This is a genomic window from Oceanobacillus iheyensis HTE831, assembly GCF_000011245.1.
In the GTDB taxonomy this organism is placed as follows: domain Bacteria; phylum Bacillota; class Bacilli; order Bacillales; family Amphibacillaceae; genus Oceanobacillus; species Oceanobacillus iheyensis.
Map to the genome: position 1 here is coordinate 3,275,450 of NC_004193.1, position 20,933 is coordinate 3,296,382.

At 36.0% G+C, this 20,933-nt stretch carries 22 protein-coding genes and 1 riboswitch; of the genes, 10 read left to right on the forward strand and 12 right to left on the reverse strand.

The window, feature by feature from the left end:
• Positions 1-79 precede the first annotated feature (79 nt).
• From OB_RS16025 to OB_RS16045, 5 genes are all read right to left on the reverse strand, one after another.
• A complete protein-coding gene (locus tag OB_RS16025) occupies positions 80-1,327 on the reverse strand; it encodes a YeeE/YedE family protein (RefSeq protein ID WP_011067541.1) in 1,248 nt (415 codons plus the stop codon).
• 227 nt (positions 1,328-1,554) lie between these two features.
• Complete coding sequence (dacB, locus tag OB_RS16030; protein WP_011067542.1) at positions 1,555-3,081, reverse strand: D-alanyl-D-alanine carboxypeptidase/D-alanyl-D-alanine endopeptidase; 1,527 nt, start codon at positions 3,079-3,081, stop codon at positions 1,555-1,557.
• 368 nt (positions 3,082-3,449) lie between these two features.
• Positions 3,450-4,019: an NADPH-dependent FMN reductase gene (locus OB_RS16035; protein WP_011067543.1), complete on the reverse strand. Its 570-nt coding sequence runs from the start codon at positions 4,017-4,019 to the stop codon at positions 3,450-3,452.
• Between the two features lie 123 nt (positions 4,020-4,142).
• Positions 4,143-4,538, reverse strand: coding sequence for an OsmC family protein (locus OB_RS16040; RefSeq protein WP_011067544.1), 396 nt, complete (start codon positions 4,536-4,538; stop codon positions 4,143-4,145).
• Positions 4,528-4,866 (reverse strand): MGMT family protein, encoded by a 339-nt coding sequence (locus OB_RS16045; RefSeq protein WP_011067545.1) that lies wholly within the window; start codon positions 4,864-4,866, stop codon positions 4,528-4,530. The genes OB_RS16040 and OB_RS16045 overlap by 11 nt, the downstream gene beginning before the upstream one ends.
• Positions 4,867-4,994: 128 nt before the next feature.
• Here OB_RS16045 and OB_RS16050 point away from each other — a divergent pair, with 128 nt between their 5' ends.
• Positions 4,995-5,168: an H-type small acid-soluble spore protein gene (locus tag OB_RS16050; RefSeq protein ID WP_041544341.1), complete on the forward strand. Its 174-nt coding sequence runs from the start codon at positions 4,995-4,997 to the stop codon at positions 5,166-5,168.
• Positions 5,169-5,255: 87 nt separating this feature from the next.
• Here OB_RS16050 and alr read toward each other — a convergent pair whose 3' ends face one another.
• The 5 genes from alr to OB_RS16075 all read right to left on the reverse strand — a co-directional run bounded on the left by alr (position 5,256) and on the right by OB_RS16075 (position 8,877).
• Positions 5,256-6,386, reverse strand: coding sequence for an alanine racemase (gene alr, locus OB_RS16055; RefSeq protein WP_011067546.1), 1,131 nt, complete (start codon positions 6,384-6,386; stop codon positions 5,256-5,258).
• A 177-nt stretch (positions 6,387-6,563) separates the two neighbouring features.
• Positions 6,564-7,292, reverse strand: a complete 729-nt coding sequence (locus OB_RS16060; protein WP_011067547.1) for a hypothetical protein — start codon at positions 7,290-7,292, stop codon at positions 6,564-6,566.
• A 192-nt stretch (positions 7,293-7,484) separates the two neighbouring features.
• On the reverse strand, positions 7,485-7,784 hold the full coding sequence (locus OB_RS16065) for a hypothetical protein (RefSeq protein ID WP_011067548.1): 300 nt from the start codon (positions 7,782-7,784) through the stop codon (positions 7,485-7,487).
• Between the two features lie 14 nt (positions 7,785-7,798).
• Positions 7,799-8,209 (reverse strand): Spx/MgsR family RNA polymerase-binding regulatory protein, encoded by a 411-nt coding sequence (locus OB_RS16070; RefSeq protein ID WP_011067549.1) that lies wholly within the window; start codon positions 8,207-8,209, stop codon positions 7,799-7,801.
• Between the two features lie 38 nt (positions 8,210-8,247).
• Entirely contained in the window at positions 8,248-8,877 is a 630-nt protein-coding gene (locus tag OB_RS16075) for a TetR/AcrR family transcriptional regulator (RefSeq protein WP_011067550.1), read from the reverse strand.
• Between the two features lie 417 nt (positions 8,878-9,294).
• Here OB_RS16075 and OB_RS16080 point away from each other — a divergent pair, with 417 nt between their 5' ends.
• From OB_RS16080 to OB_RS16095, 4 genes are read left to right on the forward strand one after another with little or no spacing between them, the layout of a single operon-like run.
• Positions 9,295-10,407, forward strand: a complete 1,113-nt coding sequence (locus OB_RS16080) for an ABC transporter ATP-binding protein (RefSeq protein WP_011067551.1) — start codon at positions 9,295-9,297, stop codon at positions 10,405-10,407.
• Positions 10,397-11,200: an ABC transporter permease gene (locus OB_RS16085; protein ID WP_011067552.1), complete on the forward strand. Its 804-nt coding sequence runs from the start codon at positions 10,397-10,399 to the stop codon at positions 11,198-11,200. Before OB_RS16080 ends, OB_RS16085 begins: the two co-directional genes overlap by 11 nt.
• A 1-nt stretch (position 11,201) precedes the next feature.
• Positions 11,202-12,005 carry an ABC transporter permease gene (locus OB_RS16090; RefSeq protein ID WP_011067553.1) on the forward strand — a complete coding sequence of 268 codons (804 nt, stop codon included), beginning with the start codon at positions 11,202-11,204 and terminating at the stop codon, positions 12,003-12,005.
• Positions 12,002-13,078, forward strand: a complete 1,077-nt coding sequence (locus OB_RS16095) for an ABC transporter substrate-binding protein (protein ID WP_011067554.1) — start codon at positions 12,002-12,004, stop codon at positions 13,076-13,078. The genes OB_RS16090 and OB_RS16095 overlap by 4 nt, the downstream gene beginning before the upstream one ends.
• Positions 13,079-13,385: 307 nt before the next feature.
• Here OB_RS16095 and htpG read toward each other — a convergent pair whose 3' ends face one another.
• Complete coding sequence (htpG, locus tag OB_RS16100; RefSeq protein ID WP_011067555.1) at positions 13,386-15,263, reverse strand: molecular chaperone HtpG; 1,878 nt, start codon at positions 15,261-15,263, stop codon at positions 13,386-13,388.
• 154 nt (positions 15,264-15,417) lie between these two features.
• Here htpG and OB_RS16105 point away from each other — a divergent pair, with 154 nt between their 5' ends.
• Positions 15,418-16,128 carry an NAD-dependent protein deacylase gene (locus OB_RS16105; protein WP_011067556.1) on the forward strand — a complete coding sequence of 237 codons (711 nt, stop codon included), beginning with the start codon at positions 15,418-15,420 and terminating at the stop codon, positions 16,126-16,128.
• A gap of 189 nt (positions 16,129-16,317) precedes the next feature.
• Here the strand turns inward: OB_RS16105 and OB_RS16110 are convergent, their stop codons facing one another.
• Entirely contained in the window at positions 16,318-16,914 is a 597-nt protein-coding gene (locus OB_RS16110) for a YpjP family protein (protein ID WP_011067557.1), read from the reverse strand.
• Positions 16,915-17,369: 455 nt separating this feature from the next.
• Here OB_RS16110 and OB_RS16115 point away from each other — a divergent pair, with 455 nt between their 5' ends.
• From OB_RS16115 to OB_RS16130, 4 genes are all read left to right on the forward strand, one after another.
• Complete coding sequence (locus tag OB_RS16115) at positions 17,370-18,404, forward strand: S66 family peptidase (protein ID WP_011067558.1); 1,035 nt, start codon at positions 17,370-17,372, stop codon at positions 18,402-18,404.
• A gap of 190 nt (positions 18,405-18,594) precedes the next feature.
• Entirely contained in the window at positions 18,595-18,894 is a 300-nt protein-coding gene (locus OB_RS16120) for a YxcD family protein (protein WP_011067559.1), read from the forward strand.
• A 128-nt stretch (positions 18,895-19,022) separates the two neighbouring features.
• Positions 19,023-19,139: riboswitch (SAM riboswitch) on the forward strand.
• A gap of 94 nt (positions 19,140-19,233) precedes the next feature.
• A complete protein-coding gene (locus OB_RS16125) occupies positions 19,234-20,259 on the forward strand; it encodes a methionine ABC transporter ATP-binding protein (protein ID WP_011067560.1) in 1,026 nt (341 codons plus the stop codon).
• Positions 20,249-20,911, forward strand: coding sequence for a methionine ABC transporter permease (locus tag OB_RS16130; protein WP_011067561.1), 663 nt, complete (start codon positions 20,249-20,251; stop codon positions 20,909-20,911). The genes OB_RS16125 and OB_RS16130 overlap by 11 nt, the downstream gene beginning before the upstream one ends.
• The last annotated feature ends 22 nt before the right edge of the window (positions 20,912-20,933 follow it).

A 20,933-nucleotide genomic window follows, 5' to 3' on the forward strand; every position in this document is an offset into this window, starting at 1 on the left:
ACACTGGTGATTTACGTTCTTCTACGGACAATGTGAAGAACCCCGAGCATCTGCACGGGGTTCTTCATTCCATTATTCACTAACAAAATTGATCATTTTTATTCGGGTTCATCATACCAAATAGTGGCCGTAGGAATAATGCTACACCAGTTCCTAGTAATGCCATTATTGCCCATACCCAGCCGTGAAGACTGAATGAAGAGATTCCACCGAAGTATGCTCCAATATTACAACCAAACGCAAGACGCGCACCATATCCCATTAGTAATCCTCCGACGATAGCAGCTCCTGCTACACCTGGTTTAATCTTGCGCGGTTTAAAGTTACCCTGCGCAGTTACTGCAATAAATGCTCCTAAAATGATTCCGAAGTTCATTACACTTGTGGAATCCATTAATACGGATTGGGAAAGTGCATTTGCTGCATCCCCTGAAAAATATCCCCAGGAAGATACATCTACACCAACCGCTTGTAAGGTTTTACCTCCCCATAAAGCAAATGCAGAAGTAATCCCCCAAGGAGTTCCACGTACGAGTAGTACAAGTGCATTCAGTGCTGCTAAAATTACACCAGCAATAAATAATGGCCATGCTCCACGGAAAACAAGCTTCCAACCACTACCTTTTGCTAAAGGCTTCATTGCCGGTGGATTTTTACGTTTCGCTACGATTAACGTAATCCAATAAATAAGACCAAACAATAGAAGCTGAACAACCCACCCCCCAAAGAATCCTAATCCAGTCGACTCAGCAAGTGAAATCGGCGGTAAGGATGGAGTCTCTGTCCAAAAAGGTAAATGATATGCACCGAGGGTTGAACCAATAATAAAAGCAATTAATGTGAAAATCATGGATGATCCTCCACCACCAAGGTTATACAATGTCCCTGATGCACATCCATTACCCAATTGCATTCCAATACCGAATAAAAATGCTCCAACAAGTACACTAATCCCTACAGGTGAAACATATCCTTGCGGTTCTACCCCTGTAAAACTAAAACCATTACTTAAAATAATTGCAAATAAAGTTGTTGAAACAACAAACATAAGAAGATGCGCTTGAATACCTTGAACATTACCAACAGATGCTAGTCTTCTAAAGGCAGAAGTAAAACCAAAACGAGCATAAAGCAATGTCGCTCCTAGCGCTAATCCTAATATAAATAATACACCTTGTATCCAATCAGCTGTGATGACAATTGCTGAAAATAGAATAATAGATACAATGATCCCTATTATAAGAAGGGGCTTTTGCATAGGATTTAAGTCCGCCAAAATTGTTGTCTGTTTTTGCATAAAGTTTTTCTGAGTTACGGATTGCTCCATCTAAAACCCTCTTTTCCAATTAATTTACTAAGGATTAAGGATACATGATTTTTTTGAAAAAGTAAATAGCTTTGCTTGGCCTAATTTCATCACATTTAGATTATCTTAGTTGGAATTAATACAAGATGAAATGGACTAATGTAATGACTCAAAAAAAAAGCAAATGAAATATGTATCCTTAAAAGGCTACTATTCCACTTGCTCAGTAACAATCTTAATATATTATTTTAAAATTCATGACCTGCTATCGTATCTACAATACTGTCTTCAATACCCCTCATTGTAGAGCTTGATCCAAGATAGTTATTGATGAGTATAGAGAAAACAACTTCCTTTCCATCAGCCGTTGTTACATAACCGGATAATGTAGAAACTCCTGTAATCGATCCCGTTTTTGCCATTGCATTTTCCGTTGCAGGACTATTTGTCATCCGATTCCTCAATGTTCCACCAACCATTCTTTCAGGATGTCCAGCTAATGGTAAAGCAGATTGAAAAGAAGGGAACCATTCTTTCTCTTGAATTACATACAGAAGCTCCGATAGTTCTACCGCAGGAATAAAATTCTTATGCGACATTCCTGAACCATCTCGTAATAATATAGTATCCATGTTCAACCCCAATTCACCTAGAACATCTTCCATTACTACTAATCCTTCATCCCAACTACCATCGTCCTCAACCACTTTTCCCATTTCTTTTACTAGCGTTTCCCCATGTCCATTATTACTTAATTTCATAAATGGTATTAATAGTTCTTTTAACGGCATCGATTCTTTAGCAACACGTATTTCAGCAGAAGAAGGAGTTTCTTCAAAACGATCCTTGGATTTCCCTATAAAAGTTATGCCTTCCTCTTCTAAAGTTTGTCTAAACACGCTAATAACGTAATTGGTGGGCTCCCAAACAGATGCCCAAGACCGGGATAACGAGCCGTCTTTTGGCATTTCTCCTTCAATTACAATTGTATTATTCCCATGTTGTCGTTCAATTGAAATGTCTTTTTCTTCTCCGTTAGCGACCATCTTCGTTTTATTCTCAATTGATATATAATTATTCTCAGGAGTTAATGTTACTTCTGCTTTCTTTCCATTTTCACTTGGTCTGACCTCCACAATAACGGTTCCTGCATCATAATCGTCATCTGGTGACATAGTTAATGCAGAAACTTGTGCCCCAGTGAAGAACGGTTCATCGGACCAGTTTAAATCTTGGGAAAGACGAACATCATCATACCAAGTATCATCGCCAACTAAATCACCTTTAATTTTATGAATGCCCTGTTTCTTTAACTCCTTAGCGAATGCTTCCAGATCAGATTGTAGTAAGGTAGGATCTCCCTTCCCTTTAACATATACATCTCCGTGAAGAACTTTTCCACGTATTTTTCCATCCGTCAGTACTTCCGTTGTAAACCGATGGTCAGGACCTAGCGTTTCCAATGCTGATACAGCAGTTAGGACTTTCATATTTGATGCAGGATGTAATCGAATATCAATATTTCTAGAGAATAGTTGATCACCATTCGCAGCATCCATCACGCTAACCCCAGTTATTCCACCTTCTAAATTAGGGTTATCTAAAATGACAGCTAACTTTTCTTCTAAGGTTGCATCTTCTAGTTGTGTAATGTCCGTCTCGTCTGTGGCGTCAATCTTTGTTTCAAGATGTGGATAAAATAATAACAACCCACTAATTATGGCAATTAATCCAACAAGAACGACTAACTTACTAACAAAGGCTTTACGATTCATGGACACACACCTCTCTTTTTTAATATTCTAATAATTATACAACATTTTCCAATTTACAAATAGCTTTTCTTAGTAAATGTATTCTTTAGAACTAGAAATAGAAATTGAACAGGTTTTTTTAACTATAAAGGAACTCCACTATAAGTAAATTTATCTACAAACGCAAAAAGCTAATACCTTCATATGTAAGTATAACTGGTTTTTTATTTATAATACTTCTATTCTTATAAGTTGTTTTATCCCCAATTTTATACGTTATCCACAGAACGTTTTTACAACTCTTGACGGATAGTTTGTTGTATTGTTTTCGTACTCCACCTCAATTGCATGATTTTATTCCTTAAGAAAAAACCGTAAGCTACTTACGCTTACGGTTTAAATGAAAATGATGAGGGCTCTATTTTATTTTCTTTTATTTGTCTTGTTGATTGCATCAATTGATCAGCAAGAATAATTAATCGATCTAACACATTTTGGTTGGTTAGGACATAATTTGTAAAATCTTTTTCTTCGATAAAAACATATTTGGGTAATACCCAACCTAACATATACGTTAAAATAGGTTTTAAATGCTGTTCTGGTACAAGGTAATGTTTAGCTGAACCTGCAGTGGCTAAAATTCCGACAGTCTTATTGCGAAATGCATCCATTGGCAATAAGTCGAACAAATTCTTTAATGTACCTGGTATCGAAGCTTGAAAGGTAGGAGTACCAATTAATACCCCATCTGAATCTAGAATTTTTTCCAAGACTAACCTTGTGTCGCCTGTATAAGACTCCACCGAACGCCCATCACTAAAAACCAATTCATAATCCTTTAAATCAATTAACTCTACTTCCACTGATTCATATTGATTACTTATATATTTCAAAACATGTTCTACTGCAATTCTCGTTTTAGAACCTACAATAGACCCTGAAATTCCCACTATTTTCACGGAGCAACCTCCTTGTATGCAATACATCTAATGTAAAAATACATATAAATACACTATTATTATACCGATAGATATTGCTAAAATACAATTTGTTGCTTATAGTCACTTCTTACCAATCTATACTTAATTATCCTCAAGCGGTATCACTTCTATCGTTTCTACGATGTCAATACTTCCTATTACTGACTGTACCATGGAACAATTCTTAGAAGAAATAGCTAAAGCTTTCTCTGCTTTTTTTTGAGAAAGATTGTCTGCATAAACTATAAAATGCATGGATATTTTTTCAATTCGATTCGCCTCAGCTTCATTACGCTCTACTTCTGCTTCAATTTGGATATCTTTGAAATCAATTCGTTGTTTTTCCATTACTTTACGAAGTACTCCGCCACTACATCCGGCAATCGAAGAAACTAATAAAGCGAAAGGACGAAATCCATGCTCGTCTTCTCCAGAGATCGTTAAATTTCCATAGGATAATTCTGTTTGGAATGCTTGATTATTTAAACTAAATTTCATTTATATCCTCCTCTGTTTCTTTTCCAGGAAACCATTGATAACATTCTAAAGATATTTTCCCATGATTGTCTACTTTCACACCTTCTGATTCTAGCCTTGTTCTTTGTTCCCAGAATCCTTCTTCTGACTGAATTCCAATCTTCCCTTGTGCATTAATGACACGGTGCCACGGTAATTGATATTTTCCACTCATCGAATGTAAAATTCGTACGACTTGTCTTGCTGCTTGTTTACTACCTGCATTTGCTGCAATTTGTCCATAAGTCATCACTTTTCCATAAGGAATATCTTTCATAATTTCAATAACTCTTTCTGTAAAAGGAGTCATTTCACACCTCCACATACCAGTTTTTACAATGAATACATCCTATACATATAACAAAACTATACTATAGAATGCTTTAAAAGATAGACGTTAAAATCACTATTAAATTTAATGCAAAAGGAGGGCTTCACTTGGATTATAACCGCGTACAACAAATAATTAACTCACCGGAATTGATTCAAGTAACTTATCACGGGATTCCTGTTTATATACAGTCTCTTGACTGCAATAATATTGCTACTGTATTTCCCTTAGATAATTTGGATGATATACAGTCCGTTGATATTGCTGGTTTAGTTGAGTAAATTTTTTTCTTAAGAATTGAAGCTTTTCTAAAATGCTATACTTTCCAGCTGTCTCTCAGACCGACTAGAAAGCAAGGAAAAATTATTCTACACGTAATGTCTTGGTACTCTTTTTCCAATAAGACACACTGTTTCATAATGGATCGTTTGCATTTGCTCTGCAACAACGTCGAGCGGTATATACCCCGCATTTTCATCACCAAAAATGGTTACGATATCGTCTTTAGTTACATCCGTTTGAACTTCAGACACATCTATCATAGACTGATCCATACAAATTCTCCCTACAATGGGACACGCTGTTCCATGAACAGTCACATGACCTACATTTGATAACAAACGGGAAAAACCATCCGCATAGCCTATAGGAAGTGTTGCGATCTTGGACGTTTCCTTTGTTTCATACGTTAATCCATAGCTAATTGGTTGATGAGGGGGAACATCTTTTATGAGCACAGGCTTTGCTTTAAAGCTCATTACTTGCTGTAAGGACAATATTTCCTTTAAATGTTGTCCAGGGTATAACCCGTATAAACTAATGCCAACACGAACCATATCCATATGCATGTCAGGAAATGCTATCGTTGCTGCACTATTACAGCAATGCTTGATTGGTATCGAATAACCTTCATTTTCTAACGCTTCCATAATCCCTTGAAATGTTTCAAATTGTTTATATGTATACGCATCACTCTCATCATTATCAGCATCCGCAAAATGAGTGAAAATCCCTTCTACTTCAATTTCTTCCGTTTGTAGTGATGTCATTAGAGAGATGACCTCCTCAGAGGATCTTAACCCGATCCGACTCATACCACTATCCACTTTTATATGTATTTTTGCCTTTTTATCTAAAGATCGAGCTGCATCCTTTATCGCTTCCAGTGTTTCCGTCGAATATACGGTGAGTGTGAGGTCATGTCTAACAGCTTCTCTTACAGCGTAGCTTGGTGTAAAACCAAGTAATAAGATTGGAGCTAATATTCCAGCTTCCCGAATCTGAAGTGCCTCATCTATAAAAGCTACTCCAAGATATTCCGCCCCTGCTTCTAAGGATCTCCGCGCTATCGGAACGGCCCCGTGACCATAACCATCTGCTTTTACAACTGCCATCAACCTTGACTTTTCCTGTAAATGATTCTTAAATTGACGTACATTATAAGTTAGTGCATCTAAGGAAACTTCCACCCATGCATCGCGATAACTCGTTACTTTCATCATCTGTTCCTCCTACTACATCCATTCTCTAATATGAAACAACTGTATAACTTCAGCATTATTAAACCAATTATAGGAGAACTATTAACATCGTTTCAACTACAAATACCTATTCAAATTACAACAAGAACCGCATAATCCTATCACCCTTATAGAATTAATGCGGTTCTCCTACTATTACACATTCTGTTTTTCTTTAGTTTCTTGCACTTCTTCTTGCCTATCATCATTGTCTCCCGTCAATTTATTTAACATATAAGCTACAGTAGATTCTAATTTTTTGGCCAAATAATTCGTCCGTTCATACATAACACCTCGAAAATGATCCATTTGTCGAACGACTTTTTCTAGTAATGCTTCTTGACTTTCTATGCGTTCATTTATATTCTCTACTTCTACATCTTTCTCTTTCAATGTTTGCATGACTACTTGTTGCAATTGGTTTTGTTCTTCCACTTTAGCATGGTACTTTTCATTCGTTATCTGCATAGCATCCATCATTTCCTGCAATACTTGTTGACTCTTCTTCATTTCAGTTAAGTGGGAAGTTATTTGTTGCTTTGAAATGCCTTCTTCTTTTATTTGTATTGAAATGGATTGTTGATTTTCTTCTAATATTTGAAGCTTATCTAAGACATTTTGTTCCATCGTTTTATGATTCATACTATCTTCTTCTAAGGATTGCAGCTGGTCTGTTATAGAATTCCAATTTTGTTGTTGTTTAAGTCCTTGACCTGCCATTTGACTATTTAATCTTCGGATAGATTTCATGATCGATTGTTGAACATTATTGTGTTCCTCTAACACTTCTGACATATGACTTCGAACAAACATCTGTTGATTTGGTGCATGTAACTGCTCATGACTTTTATACACATTCTCATTTTCATTCATATATAAACTCAATGTTAGGCACCCTTTCTAATATTCTTAACCCTATCATATGCATGCGTATAGAAAATGGACTAATATCCTGTTAAAGAATGGGTAAAGGCCTATGATTACAGCGAAAAAAACAGTGACAAGTTATCGTCACTGTTCGTTATTTGATGGGACATTATATACAAAGTGGTGAATTAAATTGTGGTAAATATGAGGTTAAATATGGTTACGGCGTTTATATTGAAACTCCTTAAAGCTTTCCACAAAATCTTCTGGAGAAGTTTTGACAATATATGAATATACACCTTTCAATGTGTGTAAATACAGCATTCCGGAATCTTTTCCTACGAAACGATATGACATATCTAGAACATCATCAATCGGAAACTCACGATGTTTCGTCACAATCTTCTCGTTATAAAGATACATGTAGCGCTTTTCTTCGGTGTCTGTTTGTTGCAGACTACTCACATGGCGTACGACCTTGACATACGGGTGAGATGCAATTAAATCCATAAGTACCTCCAGAATTAATTCTCAGCTACGCGCAAATTATTCGTTTTCCATTGTAACCATTGATATTCCCTTGTTTGCCTTGGTAAGAATTGACGAATATCTTCTTCATGATAGCCAACTTGTAACCGTTTATCATCCACCATAATCGGACTGCGAAGCAAACGTGGGTGATCTTGAATTATTTCAAGCAACTCTTGAAGCGGAAGTGCCTCAATATCAAGGTTTAAGTCTTTATATATTTTCGAACGAGTAGAAATAATCTCATCCGTTCCTTCAACTGTCATTCTTAAAATATTTTGTAATTCATTTACTGTTAATGGTTCACGGATAACATTACGTTCTTCAAAATCAATACCATTTTTTTGGAACCATTGTTTCGCTTTCCTTGTAGATGAACATGCAGCGCCATAAATTATAACTGACATTAATCATACCCCATTCTCTATAGTAAATTTTTTACAATTCATGATTTATACAACCCTTTGCGAAGCAACTCCATCTCAATACGGAAGTTATCCATCGCTTCCTCATTGGAGATATTGCGCGAGAATTTATCTACGAGGTTTCGAAACGTAACAGACGTCAGAATTTGCATTACGTGAAAAAATTCTTGGTTGCCTGTTATATTCAGCTTGTTTGAATCAATCATTCCATTAATTCGGTTCAATGCGTCTTCCACATTACCGCCTACTTGTTTTTGACCGATAAATAAACCTGTAAATGAATCCTCTATTTCATGGGTCACGTTCATTAATGCATTTTGAAGAAATTTAAGGTTATCTTCATTGCTTAAATCCTCTAACATCAACTGGAACAAACGCTCCACTGCGATAAAGATATCACCGCCACTTTCTTCTAATGTAGAAAGAAAATATTCACGGCGTTTCTCCGTCTGCAGTTTTAAAAGATAATAAAAGGCGTCTTCTTTGTTCTCAAAATATTGGTAGAAGCTTCCTCTAGCAACACAAGCACTTTTCACAATATTGGAAATGGAGGCTTGAGATAACGGTACTCTAGAAAATTCTTTCTCTGCTGCTTCCATTAATTTTTTTCGTTTTGCATCCGGTAAATTGAAAAAGGTTACTTTTGGCATGTTACTTCCTCCAGCTTTCATATGTGACACCATGTCATGTTGTATAATTTAATATTATATGACACTGTGTCATAAGTCAACATTAATAATGACATCGTGTCACTTTTTTATGAAATTGTGTCTGAAATTTGACGTAGTTAACACTCTAAAAACCTATGTATAGCTTCTCCAACTCTGAAAATAATCATGCACCTTCCGTAGTGTATACCCGCTTTTAAAAAATATTTAACCTACAGATTAAAAAAGTAATTTCAACCGCACACTTTTCATGTATAATTATTTCGAATCTGACTAAAACTTGCACTGTTTTATATAACTATATGTAGTAACATCATCAGCTTAATTGGTCAGGCACAATCCGTATTCAAAAAATACGAAAAGTAATTTTCCAACATCTAACAGGAAAAGGAGTTAGAAATGAAAAATAATCAACCAATTATTCAATTCAAGAATGTCTCCAAACAGTTTGATAACGATCCTCTTGTCTTGGATCATGTCAGCTTTACAATAGAAAAAGGAAAGTTTTACACATTACTTGGTCCTTCAGGTTGTGGAAAAACGACTATTTTACGTCTAATCGCTGGGTTTACAGAAGCATCATCAGGTGACATCATTTTTGAAGGAAAAAGAATAAACCATATACCTGCCAATAAACGTCCAATTAATACAGTCTTCCAGGACTATGCCTTATTTCCTCACCTTAACGTCTATGAAAATGTTGCTTTTGGGTTACGAATTAAGAAATTGAAAAAATCCATGATCGATGAAAAAGTCAAGGAAGCACTTTCTTTTGTCAATTTAGTTGGATATGAAAATCGTGAAATTAAGGACATGTCAGGGGGACAACGACAACGTGTAGCAATTGCACGTGCAATCGTTAATGAGCCTGCAGTAATTTTACTAGATGAACCATTATCCGCATTAGATCTTAAATTAAGGTATCAAATGCAGTATGAGCTCCGTGAACTTCAACAAAGACTTGGCATTACCTTTATTTTTGTTACGCATGATCAAGAAGAAGCGCTCGCAATGTCCGATGAGATATTTGTTTTAAATAAAGGAAAAATCCAACAAAGCGGAACACCAAATGATATCTATGATGAGCCGATTAACCGTTTTGTCGCTGACTTTATTGGTGAATCAAATATTACTAAAGCAACAATGATTGAAGACTACCTTGTAGAATTTGCAGGAAAACAATTCACATGTGTAGATATGGGAATGAATGCAAATGAACCTGTCGAAGTCGTTATTCGTCCAGAAGACATGGAGATCACTTCTGTAGAACAAGGGATGATTTCCGTTACCGTACACACTCAATTATTCCGTGGTGTGCATTATGAAATTACTTGTTTGGATAGCGAAGGAAACGAATGGCTCGTTCAATCGACGAAAAAAGCCATTGTCGGTGAACAAATTGGATTGAGATTTCATCCAGAAGATATACATGTTATGCGATTTAATGAGTCCGAAGCAGACTTTGACCGCCGTTTAGATTCTTATTCGGAGGGAGAAACAGATGGAGAATAAGACGCTTCGTAGTTTATACATGCTACCTTATGCACTCTGGATTATCCTCTTCGTCATTGCACCGATTTTACTCGTTGTTTATTTCTCATTCTTTGATATTGAGGGTAATTTCTCTTTAGAGAATTATAAGAATTTCTTCACAGCGACCTATTTGCAAATGACCTTGAATTCATTTTGGTATGCATTTCTTATCACTTTATTTTCTCTATTAGTTGCTTACCCAACGGCATATGTACTGACCCGTACGAAACATAAGCAATTATGGCTTCTACTGATAATTGTTCCTTCATGGATTAATCTACTATTAAAAGCGTATGCATTTATTGGTATATTCGGCACGCATGGTGCAGCGAACCAATTCCTAGATTGGATCGGAATAGGATCGAGGCAACTACTTTTCACCGATTTCAGTTTTGTATTTGTCGCTGTATACATTTTTATACCGTTTATGATCTTACCTATTTTTAATGCGTTAGATAATTTAAATCCGAGCTTGCTGTACGCATCCAAAGATTTAGGTGCTTCAAAATGGACAACATTTCGAAGAGTTATTTTCCCATTAACAATAGATGGCGTGAAGTCTGGATGCCAAGTAGTTTTCATTCCTGCGCTATCTTTATTTATGCTTACACGATTAATTGCCGGAAATCGTGTGATTACGCTCGGAACAGCAATTGAGCAGCAATTCCTTGTCACCCAAAACTGGGGCATGGGAGCTACCATTGCAGTGTTCCTAATCATTATTATGGTAGGATTTATGGCATTAACATCGTTACGAAGGAGAGGTGTGTAATATGGAGAATAAATCCTCTTCATTCGCTAATATTTTTCTAGTCCTTATATTTTTCATTTTATATGCTCCAATCTTTTATTTAATCTTTTATTCATTCAATAGTGGTGGAACGATGAGTGGATTCGAAGGTTTTACTTTTGATTGGTATCGAGAATTATTCCAAGATACTCGCTTATTGATTATAGTGCTAAACACCTTGGTAATTGCGCTCTTGTCTGCACTAATTGCTACAATAATTGGTGTTTTTGGTGCTATCAGCATCCGATCTTATAAAAAAAGACGAACTCGCAATTCGCTTTTATCATTGAATAATGTGCTTATTGTAAGTCCTGATGTAATTATTGGTGCTAGCTTTTTAATTTTATTTACGTTGGCAGGAATTCAGTTAGGATTTTATTCCGTTCTCTTATCTCATATTGCTTTTAGTATACCTATTGTTGTATTAATGGTACTCCCTAAACTTCTTGAAATGAGTTCTTCTTTAGAGGATGCCGCTCGAGATTTAGGAGCAAGTAATTGGAATGTCCTGACAAAAGTTACACTACCTTATATATCACCAGGAATTTTTGCTGGATTTTTCATGGCATTAACCTATTCACTTGATGATTTTGCAGTAACTTTCTTTGTAACTGGTAACGGCTTTTCCACACTGTCTGTTGAAATTTATTCATTAGCTAGAAGAGGAATATCGCTAAATATTAACGCCTTATCAACTATTATGTTTATCGTAACAATACTTCTTGTAATTGTTTATTACTATCTTACACAGCGTAGTGGAACGAAAGGAGTTGGCTTGAGACGATGAAATCTATTATGCGATCGTTAAGTGCCATACTCATTGTGTCGATTGTTTTACTTATAATGATTAATCGCCTCAATGCTGCACAAGGTTTTTCCGGTGATAATACGTTGACCGTATACAATTGGGGAGATTATATTGACGAAGAATTAATTACTCTATTTGAAGAAGAAACTGGTATTACCATTGTGTATGAAACCTTCGATTCCAATGAAGCGATGATGACAAAAATCCAACAAGGCGGTACGACATATGATGTTGCTGTACCATCTGAATATATGGTACAAAAAATGGTGGAGGAAGATTTATTAATTGAATTAGATCATTCCAAACTTCCAAATCTAAGTAATATAGATGAACGATTTATGGATTTACCTTTCGATCCAAACAACCAATATTCCATTCCATATTTTTGGGGAACCGTTGGAATTATATTCAACACTAATCTTCTGCCAGAAGGAATGGAACTAACTGGGTGGCATGATTTATGGGACCCTGCACTAGAAAACCAAATATTACTCATCGATGGCGCTCGTGAAATTATCGGTATGGGGTTGAACTCATTAGGTTATTCCTTGAATGACACTAATCCTGAGCATCTCTATCAAGCATTAGAAAAATTAGAGGAACTTACGCCGAATGTTCGAGCGATAGTTGGTGATGAAAATAAAATGTTAATGGCCAATAATGAAGCTACGATTGCGATTGGTTGGTCTGGTGATGCCGCAGATATCATGGGTGAAAATGAAGCGATCGACTACTTAGTTCCAGAAGAAGGATCCAATCTCTGGTTCGATAACTTTGTTATCCCGAAAACTGCACGAAATATAGATGGAGCACATCAATTTATTAACTTTATGTTAGATGCAGAAATAGCTGCCCAAAATACAGAGTACGTGAGTTATTCTACGCCAAATAAAGAAGCACTGCAGTTTATGCCTGAAGAAATGGTTGAAGACGAACGATTCTATCCTGATCCAGAACTCACAGATCGCTTAGAAGTATACGAAAACTTGGGACAACGTAATTTAGCTTTTTATAATGAATTGTTTTTACAATTTAAGATGTATCGAAAATAATACTAATGCGTAGCATGCTCTTTCTATTTTAGAGTATGTTACTTTTTTTATGTGAATTAAGATAGACTCTATTTACTCGGGGCTTCGGCATATTGCTTAAGCACGTTCTATTGACTAATTATGCTTCGATTCTCTCTTGTTTTGGGTTTTAGAGCTGCTCTATTCACTAAATATCCTCGGATTCTCTCTTGTTTTGGGTTTTAAAGCATGAGCTATAGAAACTTTCAAAGTAAAATCGCCCGGAGGAAAGTTCAACATTTTCCTCGCGAGCGATTCTTTAACTGCCGAAGCACATGTCTTAGACAACCTATACCATTACTTTACAAATGTCATTTGTAAATTCTACTGGATCATTAATTGGTAATCCTTCAATAAGAAGTGCTTGATTATATAACAGGTTAGTATATAGTTTGAACTTCTCATCATCATTACCTTGCGCTGCTTTTAAAGATTGGAAAATATCGTGATTTACATTAATCTCCAATACTTTATCAGCTTGGATTTGCTGATCATCTGGCATTGCATTAATGATTTTCTCCATTTCAAGGGAGATTTCACCATCTGCAGTCAACACGACTGGATGTGATTTTAAGCGCTTCGAAGCACGTACATCTTTTACTTTGGTAGACAATACTTCTTTCATCGCTGTAAATAATTCTGCATTATCGTTGTTTTCTTGTTCATTTTCTTCTTTTTCGTCTTCTTCAATGCCTAAATCACCACTTGATACGGAACGGAATTCTTTTTCATCATAGTTCATAAGCATTTTAATGGCGAATTCATCGATTTCATCTGTGAAATAAAGAATTTCATAGCCTTTATCAGCAACTAATTCTGTTTGTGGAAGCTTTTCAATTCGATCTCTTGAATCTCCTGTAGCATAATAGATATACTTTTGATCCTCTGGCATACATGAAACATATTCCTCAAGGGTTACTAATTTCTTCTCTTTAGAAGAATAAAATAGAAGTAAATCTTTCAGCTCATCTTTGTTTTGACCGTAATCACTGTACACACCAAATTTAATTTGTTGACCGAATGCATCAAAGAATTTTTCATAGTTTTCACGTTCGTCACGTAAAAGACTTACTAGCTGCTGTTTCACTTTTTTCTTAATATTTTTAGCGATTAGCTTTAATTGGCGATCATGTTGTAGCATTTCACGGGAGATGTTAAGTGAAAGATCTTCCGAGTCTACCATTCCTTTAACAAAACTAAAGTAATCCGGAAGTAAGTCCGCACACTTATCCATAATTAATACACCGTTCGAATAAAGCTCAAGACCCTTTTCATAATCACGTGTATAGTAATTAAATGGCGCACTTTCTGGGATAAATAATATAGCATTATAACGAATGGAACCATCCACATTAATGTGTACATGTTTGAGTGGTTTATCAAATCCATAGCGTTTTTCCTGGTAGAAATTCGTATAGTCATCATCGGTTAATTCGCTCTTATTCTTCTTCCAGATAGGAACCATCGTATTAATTGTTTGTTCCTCTACTACATCTTCATATTCGTCTTCTGACCCTTCTTTCAACTTACTTTCCGTTACGTCCATTTTAATTGGGTAACGGATAAAATCAGAGTACTTTTTAATGATTTGCTGTAACGTAAATGTATCTAAGAACTCATCATAGTTTTCTTCTTCTTGATTTTCTTTAATATACAATGTAATTGTTGTTCCAATATCTTGCTTATCCGCTTCTGTAATAGAATATCCATCAGACCCTTTGGATTCCCATTTAAATGCTGCATCACTATCAATAGATTTCGTTACCACTTCTACTTTATCCGCTACCATAAACGCAGCATAGAAACCAACCCCGAATTGTCCTATGATATCATGGCCATCTTTAATTTCATTCTCTGATTTAAATGTATGAGAACCACTTTTTGCGATCACACCAAGATTATTTTCTAATTCTTCTTTTGTCATACCGATCCCTGTATCGACAACCGTTAATGTGCGTTCCTCTTTATTTGGAGTAATTTTTATATAATAGTTGTCCACATCAAATGACAGGGAATCATCGGTTAATGCTTTATAGTAAATCTTATCTATCGCATCACTTGCATTGGAAATCAATTCACGCAAGAACACTTCGCGCTGTGAATAAATAGAGTTAATCACCATATCTAATAGTTTTTGTGACTCGGCTTTAAATTTACGCTTTCCCATAATAACATCTCCTTCTTTTCTACATTTAGCACTCACTACTTACGAGTGCTAACCTCTATATTTTTAATAACATATCCCCATTTTTCTGTCAATATCGTTGGCGTTTGAAACAGGTTAGCCTGTATAATAGATGCCACTATTAGGAGGGATAAAAGTGATAAAAGATTGGCTGCAAGAATCTAATTATACCGTTATATTTACTGGGGCTGGCATGTCCACCGAGAGTGGTCTGCCGGATTTCCGATCTGCTAACACAGGGCTTTGGAAACAGCACGATCCTAGTAAAATTGCTAGTATAGATACACTGAATAATAATGTTGAAACATTTATTGACTTTTATCGAGAACGTGTATTGAAAGTAAAAGAATATGGTCCGCATCAGGGGCATTACATCTTGGCTGAATGGGAAAAGCAAGGCCTTGTCCATTCCATTGTTACACAGAACGTCGACGGATTTCATCAGGCTTCCGGCAGTAAAATCGTACATGAATTACATGGCACACTGCAAAAGCTACACTGCCAAAGTTGTGGAAAAGAATATAGCAGCAAAGAATATGTAGAGAATGAATATCATTGCGATTGTGGTGGCGTATTACGTCCTTCCATTATTCTGTTTGGTGAGATGCTACCTCAAGAAGCTTTTCAAACTGCATTTAACGACGCAGAGAAAGCAGATTTATTTGTCGTACTCGGCTCATCATTGACAGTATCGCCAGCGAATCAAATCCCATTAATCGCAAAAGAAAATGGAGCGAAACTTGTTATCGTTAATCAAGACCCTACACCGTATGATCAATATGCTGACATGACCATTTCTGATCAGAAAATAGGTGAATTTCTTCGCTCCATTTCCAATGAGGGGTAAGGACTAGCCTTATCCCTCACTTTTTGCAACAGTTGATAAAGTCACGATTTTAAAAATCTCGCTTCTTCCTTAACAAATTAAAAGCCGAACTAAATTACCAGTAACAAACATCTCTAACCCACGCAGGCAGAAGACCCTATGCTATCCGGTATTTAGTTCGGCTTATCATGATTTAGATAAGATACAAATTTATATCATCCATTTCGGGGGTGTATTTTTATCCCAGTAGATATCTCCAATATCATGATGTACTTTGAATTTGTCCGTGCTTAAGTGATAGTGAAAATTAAAATAATGTCCTTCTAACGGTCGATTATCTCGACGAACATGAAATTTAGCTACATGTTGTTTTGTCTTTTCATCATAAACATTAAATATCCGCTCACCGTAACCGGATGAAGGATCCTCGGTAATAGAAAGGAATGCATACGCCGTTTCTGTTTCTTCTAATAATGTATGTAATACCTCTTCTATTTTTGGAAGAATTTCTTGGTTAAATTCATCTTCTACTTTTGTAGCAATCTTTGTTCCAAACTTAATCATTGATTGTTCTTGAGCTTGAGACATCAGCCGATTTAATGCTGTGTCTAGATCCTCTTCGGTTGTAGCAATATCATCTTGTATTTCTATCGTCCTGGCTACTGTTTCCTGATCTGCGTTTGAAGAGGATGATACACTACCATTTTCCTTTTGAGCATCTACTTCCAGCAAGGTTGTCGGAGAGTACATACCTAATGTTAATATTGTAATAAGAACTACTGCTATCTTTCTCCACCATATCTTCATCTGCTCACCCACACTATCCCATGTCTTTATTAATATTTTATCACTTTATGTATCGTTGTCCATCCTACTTTCTTACTTTTTAAAAAATTCACCTTTATATAATGTATTTAATCCGTACTTCTCTAATAGATAGGCAAATTCAATTACATCCAAAAATTACCATTCATTTCATAACCGTCCATTCTCTCCATCAATCATCGTATCATTTAAATAGATTAATCCATCACGATTTAAACTTTTCGATCGCGCTCAAGCTGCGTTATTTTAAAAAAACAAGCTGATATTTCGAATGGTTAATTTAGTTTCTATAACAATCTAAAAAAATTTGTCGTCTTTCTTTGTAAAACAAATATGAATACGATATGTTAGTAGAAAGTGACAGAAAAACTCTATTTTAATGATATATTACGATAATACAAGCAGGCATCCCAAAAATAAGAAGGAGTTGTATCCATATGCTTATCAAACCACCAAAATTACAAGCAGGAGATAAAGTTGCAACCATTTCCCTTTCATGGGGCGGTGCTGGTGAAGAGCAGTTACAATGGCGCTATGATCAAGGGGTTAAGCGCTTAGAAGAAGTGTTCGGTTTACAGGTAGTCCCTACTCCTAATAGTTTAAAAGGAGAAGCATATCTGCATGAACACCCAGAAGCACGTGCAAAAGATCTAATGGAAGCTTTTGAAGATCCAGAAATAAAAGCTATTATCTCGAACATAGGTGGTGAAGATAGTATTCGTCTATTACCTTATATTGATTTCGATATCATTCAAAAAAACCCTAAAATATTCTTAGGATATTCGGATACGACTATTTCTCATTTTTTCTGCTATAAAGCCGGGGTATCTTCCTTTTATGGACCTGCTGTCATGACGGATTTCGCTGAAAATGTTGAAATGGATCCATATACTATCAAGCATATTCACAACACTTTATTCTCGAACGAAATAATTGGAGATATCGAACCACCAGAGCAATGGACTAGTGACTACCTAGAGTGGGATGTTAAAAATAAAGACACGAAAAGAACAACTTATCCAAATAAAACGTATGAAATTTTACAAGGAGAGGGTATTGTTCAAGGACGCTTAATTGGAGGATGTATTGACTCCATGGAAAGTATTAAAGGCACGAGTCTTTGGCCGGAAATCAATCATTGGAAAAATTCGATATTATTCTTCGAAACTTCTGAAGAAGAACCAAAGCCAGACCTTCTCGCTCGATGGTTACAAAATTATGCTACACAAGGCATACTTCAAAACGCGAATGGGATTATTTTTGCTAAACCGCATAGAGAAACCTATTACGAAGAGTATAAACAAGTGATTACAGCTGTATTAAAAGAAAATGGTCTATCGAAATTACCTGTTCTTTATAATGTAAGTTTCGGACATAGTGAACCAAAAGCAACACTCCCCTATGGTCGTATGGCAGGAATTAACTGTAACCAAGCTACTTTCTCTATCATGGAAAGTGCTGTACTAGAGTAGGTTAGTGGATTTTATTTACGAATTAGAAAATATTTCCTATTGCTAATAAATCATTTCACTTCATAAATTTGACATAATTATAGTAAAATAAAGTGACCGACTTCATAGAAAAGGGAGCTTAGGTGATGAAGAAGTTTGCAGAGGAATTATTACGACACAATCAACATCAAAATGAAGAGGAGCTTTGGAAGTGACGAAGCTAATCATTCCTGAAGAAGACATTATTCTTGCCGTATGTATATATATTGCTCGCCAACGTGAAATTGAGCCAGCTGAAGTAGAAGTTGAACTTTTTTATGATGATTATTCCGGTTTCTCTGCAGAAATAACCACTGTATTCGGCAAGCAAGAAATTGTAACAAAACATATTATTTCTGCTCTGCGTGAATGGATTAAAGAAAATTTACACGCTAATCCATATGCTGGACTTAAGCTTGATTTGAACCGGACAAATGGTATTTATGCAAGACTTCGTAGTGAAGATGAATAGAGCAATTTTCTTCATTAATTACACTCGGACTATTTATCAGAATTATTTTATTTTTAAAACCATATTGACTTAATTTATTTTATCCTCTAGAATTACTTTCAATATAACAACTAAATATTTTACGTTTTTTCTTATCTAGAGAGATTGAGGGATCAGGCCCTATGACATCTCGGCAGCGGATTCTTTATATTAAAGAATACTGTGCCAATTCCTGCAAATGCAAACGAGCATTTGAAAGATGAGAAACGATGGCTTCTACATATATACATATGGTACGAATCCCTCTTTTCTTGTCTTTCAAGAAAAGAGGGATTTTTTATTTCGCTTGGGGGTTGAGACATGATTGAATTTCAGAATGTAACAAAGACATTCACACTAGGAAAAAGAAAAGTAGAAGCTGTTAAAGAAGTATCTCTAACGATCGAAAAAGGAGATATTTATGGAATTATTGGGTTCAGCGGTGCAGGAAAAAGTACCTTGCTTCGATTAGTAAATATGCTTGAGCGCCCTACCGAAGGATCGGTACATATCCAGGGAACAGATGTAGGGAAATTATCCGCCAAGCAATTACGGGAGCGCAGAAGAAATATAGGAATGATTTTTCAGAATTTCAATTTATTCCAATCACGAACAGTCGCAGGAAATATTGCATATCCTCTCAAACTTGCTGGTACATCAAAAAGCGTCGTAACCAAAAGAGTTAGTGAACTGCTACAATTTGTTGGATTATCCGATAAAGCAAAAGATTATCCAGACCAATTATCCGGCGGACAAAAACAGCGTGTCGGGATTGCAAGAGCATTGGCCACATCCCCTGATATATTAATTTGTGATGAAGCCACTTCTGCTCTAGATCCAAATACAACATCGGATATTTTAAAATTATTAAAAAAAGTAAATCGAGATTTGGGTATTACCATCCTTCTTATTACACATGAAATGGGAGTTATTCAGTCCATATGTGACAAAGTTGCTGTGATGGAAGATGGGAAAGTCATTGAGAATGGAAATGTATTTGATACTTTTACAAAACCTTCTCACGAAACAACAAAACGATTTATTCGTTCGGTACAACAAGAACTCCCATCTGAAAAGGTATTAAAAGAGTGGACAGAAGCTGGTGGGGGTAATCTTTATCGTGTTTTATTCAAAGGAGAAAGAGCCACTGACCCCATCTTATCAAGTACAACTCGTAAGCATAACATTGACTTTAATATTGTCTATGGATCCGTTCGTGAACTACAGGAAAAATTATTTGGAAATCTCATAGTCTCTTTTGGAGGAGATGAACAGCAAATTCAACACGTTATTCAAGAATTAGAATTGATTGTTGATATAGAGGAGGTGTATTCACATGGGGGTTGATTGGAGTACGTTCTGGCCACGAATTGTAGAGGCAACAGGAGAAACCTTACTCATGGTCGCAGCGACATTATTTTTTGGTTCTATTTTAGGTATTTGCATGGGACTATTGCTATTTGTGACCCGTGAAAACAACATACTAGAAAACAAGATTATCTTTAATCTACTGAACTTTATTATTAATATTATTCGTCCTATCCCATTTATCATTTTTCTAGTCGCGATCTCACAAGCTACTAGGCTCGTCATTGGTACGACAATAGGAACTGCTGCTGCCATCTTCCCGATGACTATTGTTGCTAGTTTTACCATTGCAAGGGTAGTAGAAAATAATCTCGTAGGCATTGATCCTGGAGTTATTGAAGCTGCTAAAGCAATGGGAGCCAGTCCAATGAAGATCATCTTTACGGTACTAATTCCAGAAGCGCTAGGACCATTAATTCTAGGACTTACATTTGTATCTATTTCGTTAATCGATTTCTCTGCAGTAGCTGGTACAGTTGGCGGCGGTGGTCTTGGACATATCGCAATGACATATGGTTATCAGCGATTCGACGGTAGCGTTATGCTCGTCACCGTAATCATACTTATTGTTATGGTTCAACTAGCTCAATGGCTCGGTAATACTATTTCCAAAAAGATTATGCGTCGTTAAATCACAACTATATTAGGAGGAA

Excerpts from the sequence above, each read along its gene's own strand:
- OB_RS16080 (WP_011067551.1), top strand. The coding sequence starts at position 9,295 with ATGAAAAATAATCAACCAATTATTCAATTCAAGAATGTCTCCAAACAG.
- OB_RS16025 (WP_011067541.1), bottom strand. The coding sequence starts at position 1,327 with ATGGAGCAATCCGTAACTCAGAAAAACTTTATGCAAAAACAGACAACA.
- OB_RS16095 (WP_011067554.1), top strand. The coding sequence starts at position 12,002 with ATGAAATCTATTATGCGATCGTTAAGTGCCATACTCATTGTGTCGATT.
- OB_RS16125 (WP_011067560.1), top strand. The coding sequence starts at position 19,234 with ATGATTGAATTTCAGAATGTAACAAAGACATTCACACTAGGAAAAAGA.
- dacB (WP_011067542.1), bottom strand. The coding sequence starts at position 3,081 with ATGAATCGTAAAGCCTTTGTTAGTAAGTTAGTCGTTCTTGTTGGATTA.
- OB_RS16040 (WP_011067544.1), bottom strand. The coding sequence starts at position 4,538 with ATGAAATTTAGTTTAAATAATCAAGCATTCCAAACAGAATTATCCTAT.
- OB_RS16070 (WP_011067549.1), bottom strand. The coding sequence starts at position 8,209 with ATGTCAGTTATAATTTATGGCGCTGCATGTTCATCTACAAGGAAAGCG.
- OB_RS16130 (WP_011067561.1), top strand. The coding sequence starts at position 20,249 with ATGGGGGTTGATTGGAGTACGTTCTGGCCACGAATTGTAGAGGCAACA.
- htpG (WP_011067555.1), bottom strand. The coding sequence starts at position 15,263 with ATGGGAAAGCGTAAATTTAAAGCCGAGTCACAAAAACTATTAGATATG.
- alr (WP_011067546.1), bottom strand. The coding sequence starts at position 6,386 with ATGAAAGTAACGAGTTATCGCGATGCATGGGTGGAAGTTTCCTTAGAT.
- OB_RS16085 (WP_011067552.1), top strand. The coding sequence starts at position 10,397 with ATGGAGAATAAGACGCTTCGTAGTTTATACATGCTACCTTATGCACTC.
- OB_RS16115 (WP_011067558.1), top strand. The coding sequence starts at position 17,370 with ATGCTTATCAAACCACCAAAATTACAAGCAGGAGATAAAGTTGCAACC.
- OB_RS16065 (WP_011067548.1), bottom strand. The coding sequence starts at position 7,784 with ATGGATTTAATTGCATCTCACCCGTATGTCAAGGTCGTACGCCATGTG.
- OB_RS16110 (WP_011067557.1), bottom strand. The coding sequence starts at position 16,914 with ATGAAGATATGGTGGAGAAAGATAGCAGTAGTTCTTATTACAATATTA.
- OB_RS16090 (WP_011067553.1), top strand. The coding sequence starts at position 11,202 with ATGGAGAATAAATCCTCTTCATTCGCTAATATTTTTCTAGTCCTTATA.
- OB_RS16045 (WP_011067545.1), bottom strand. The coding sequence starts at position 4,866 with ATGACTCCTTTTACAGAAAGAGTTATTGAAATTATGAAAGATATTCCT.
- OB_RS16075 (WP_011067550.1), bottom strand. The coding sequence starts at position 8,877 with ATGCCAAAAGTAACCTTTTTCAATTTACCGGATGCAAAACGAAAAAAA.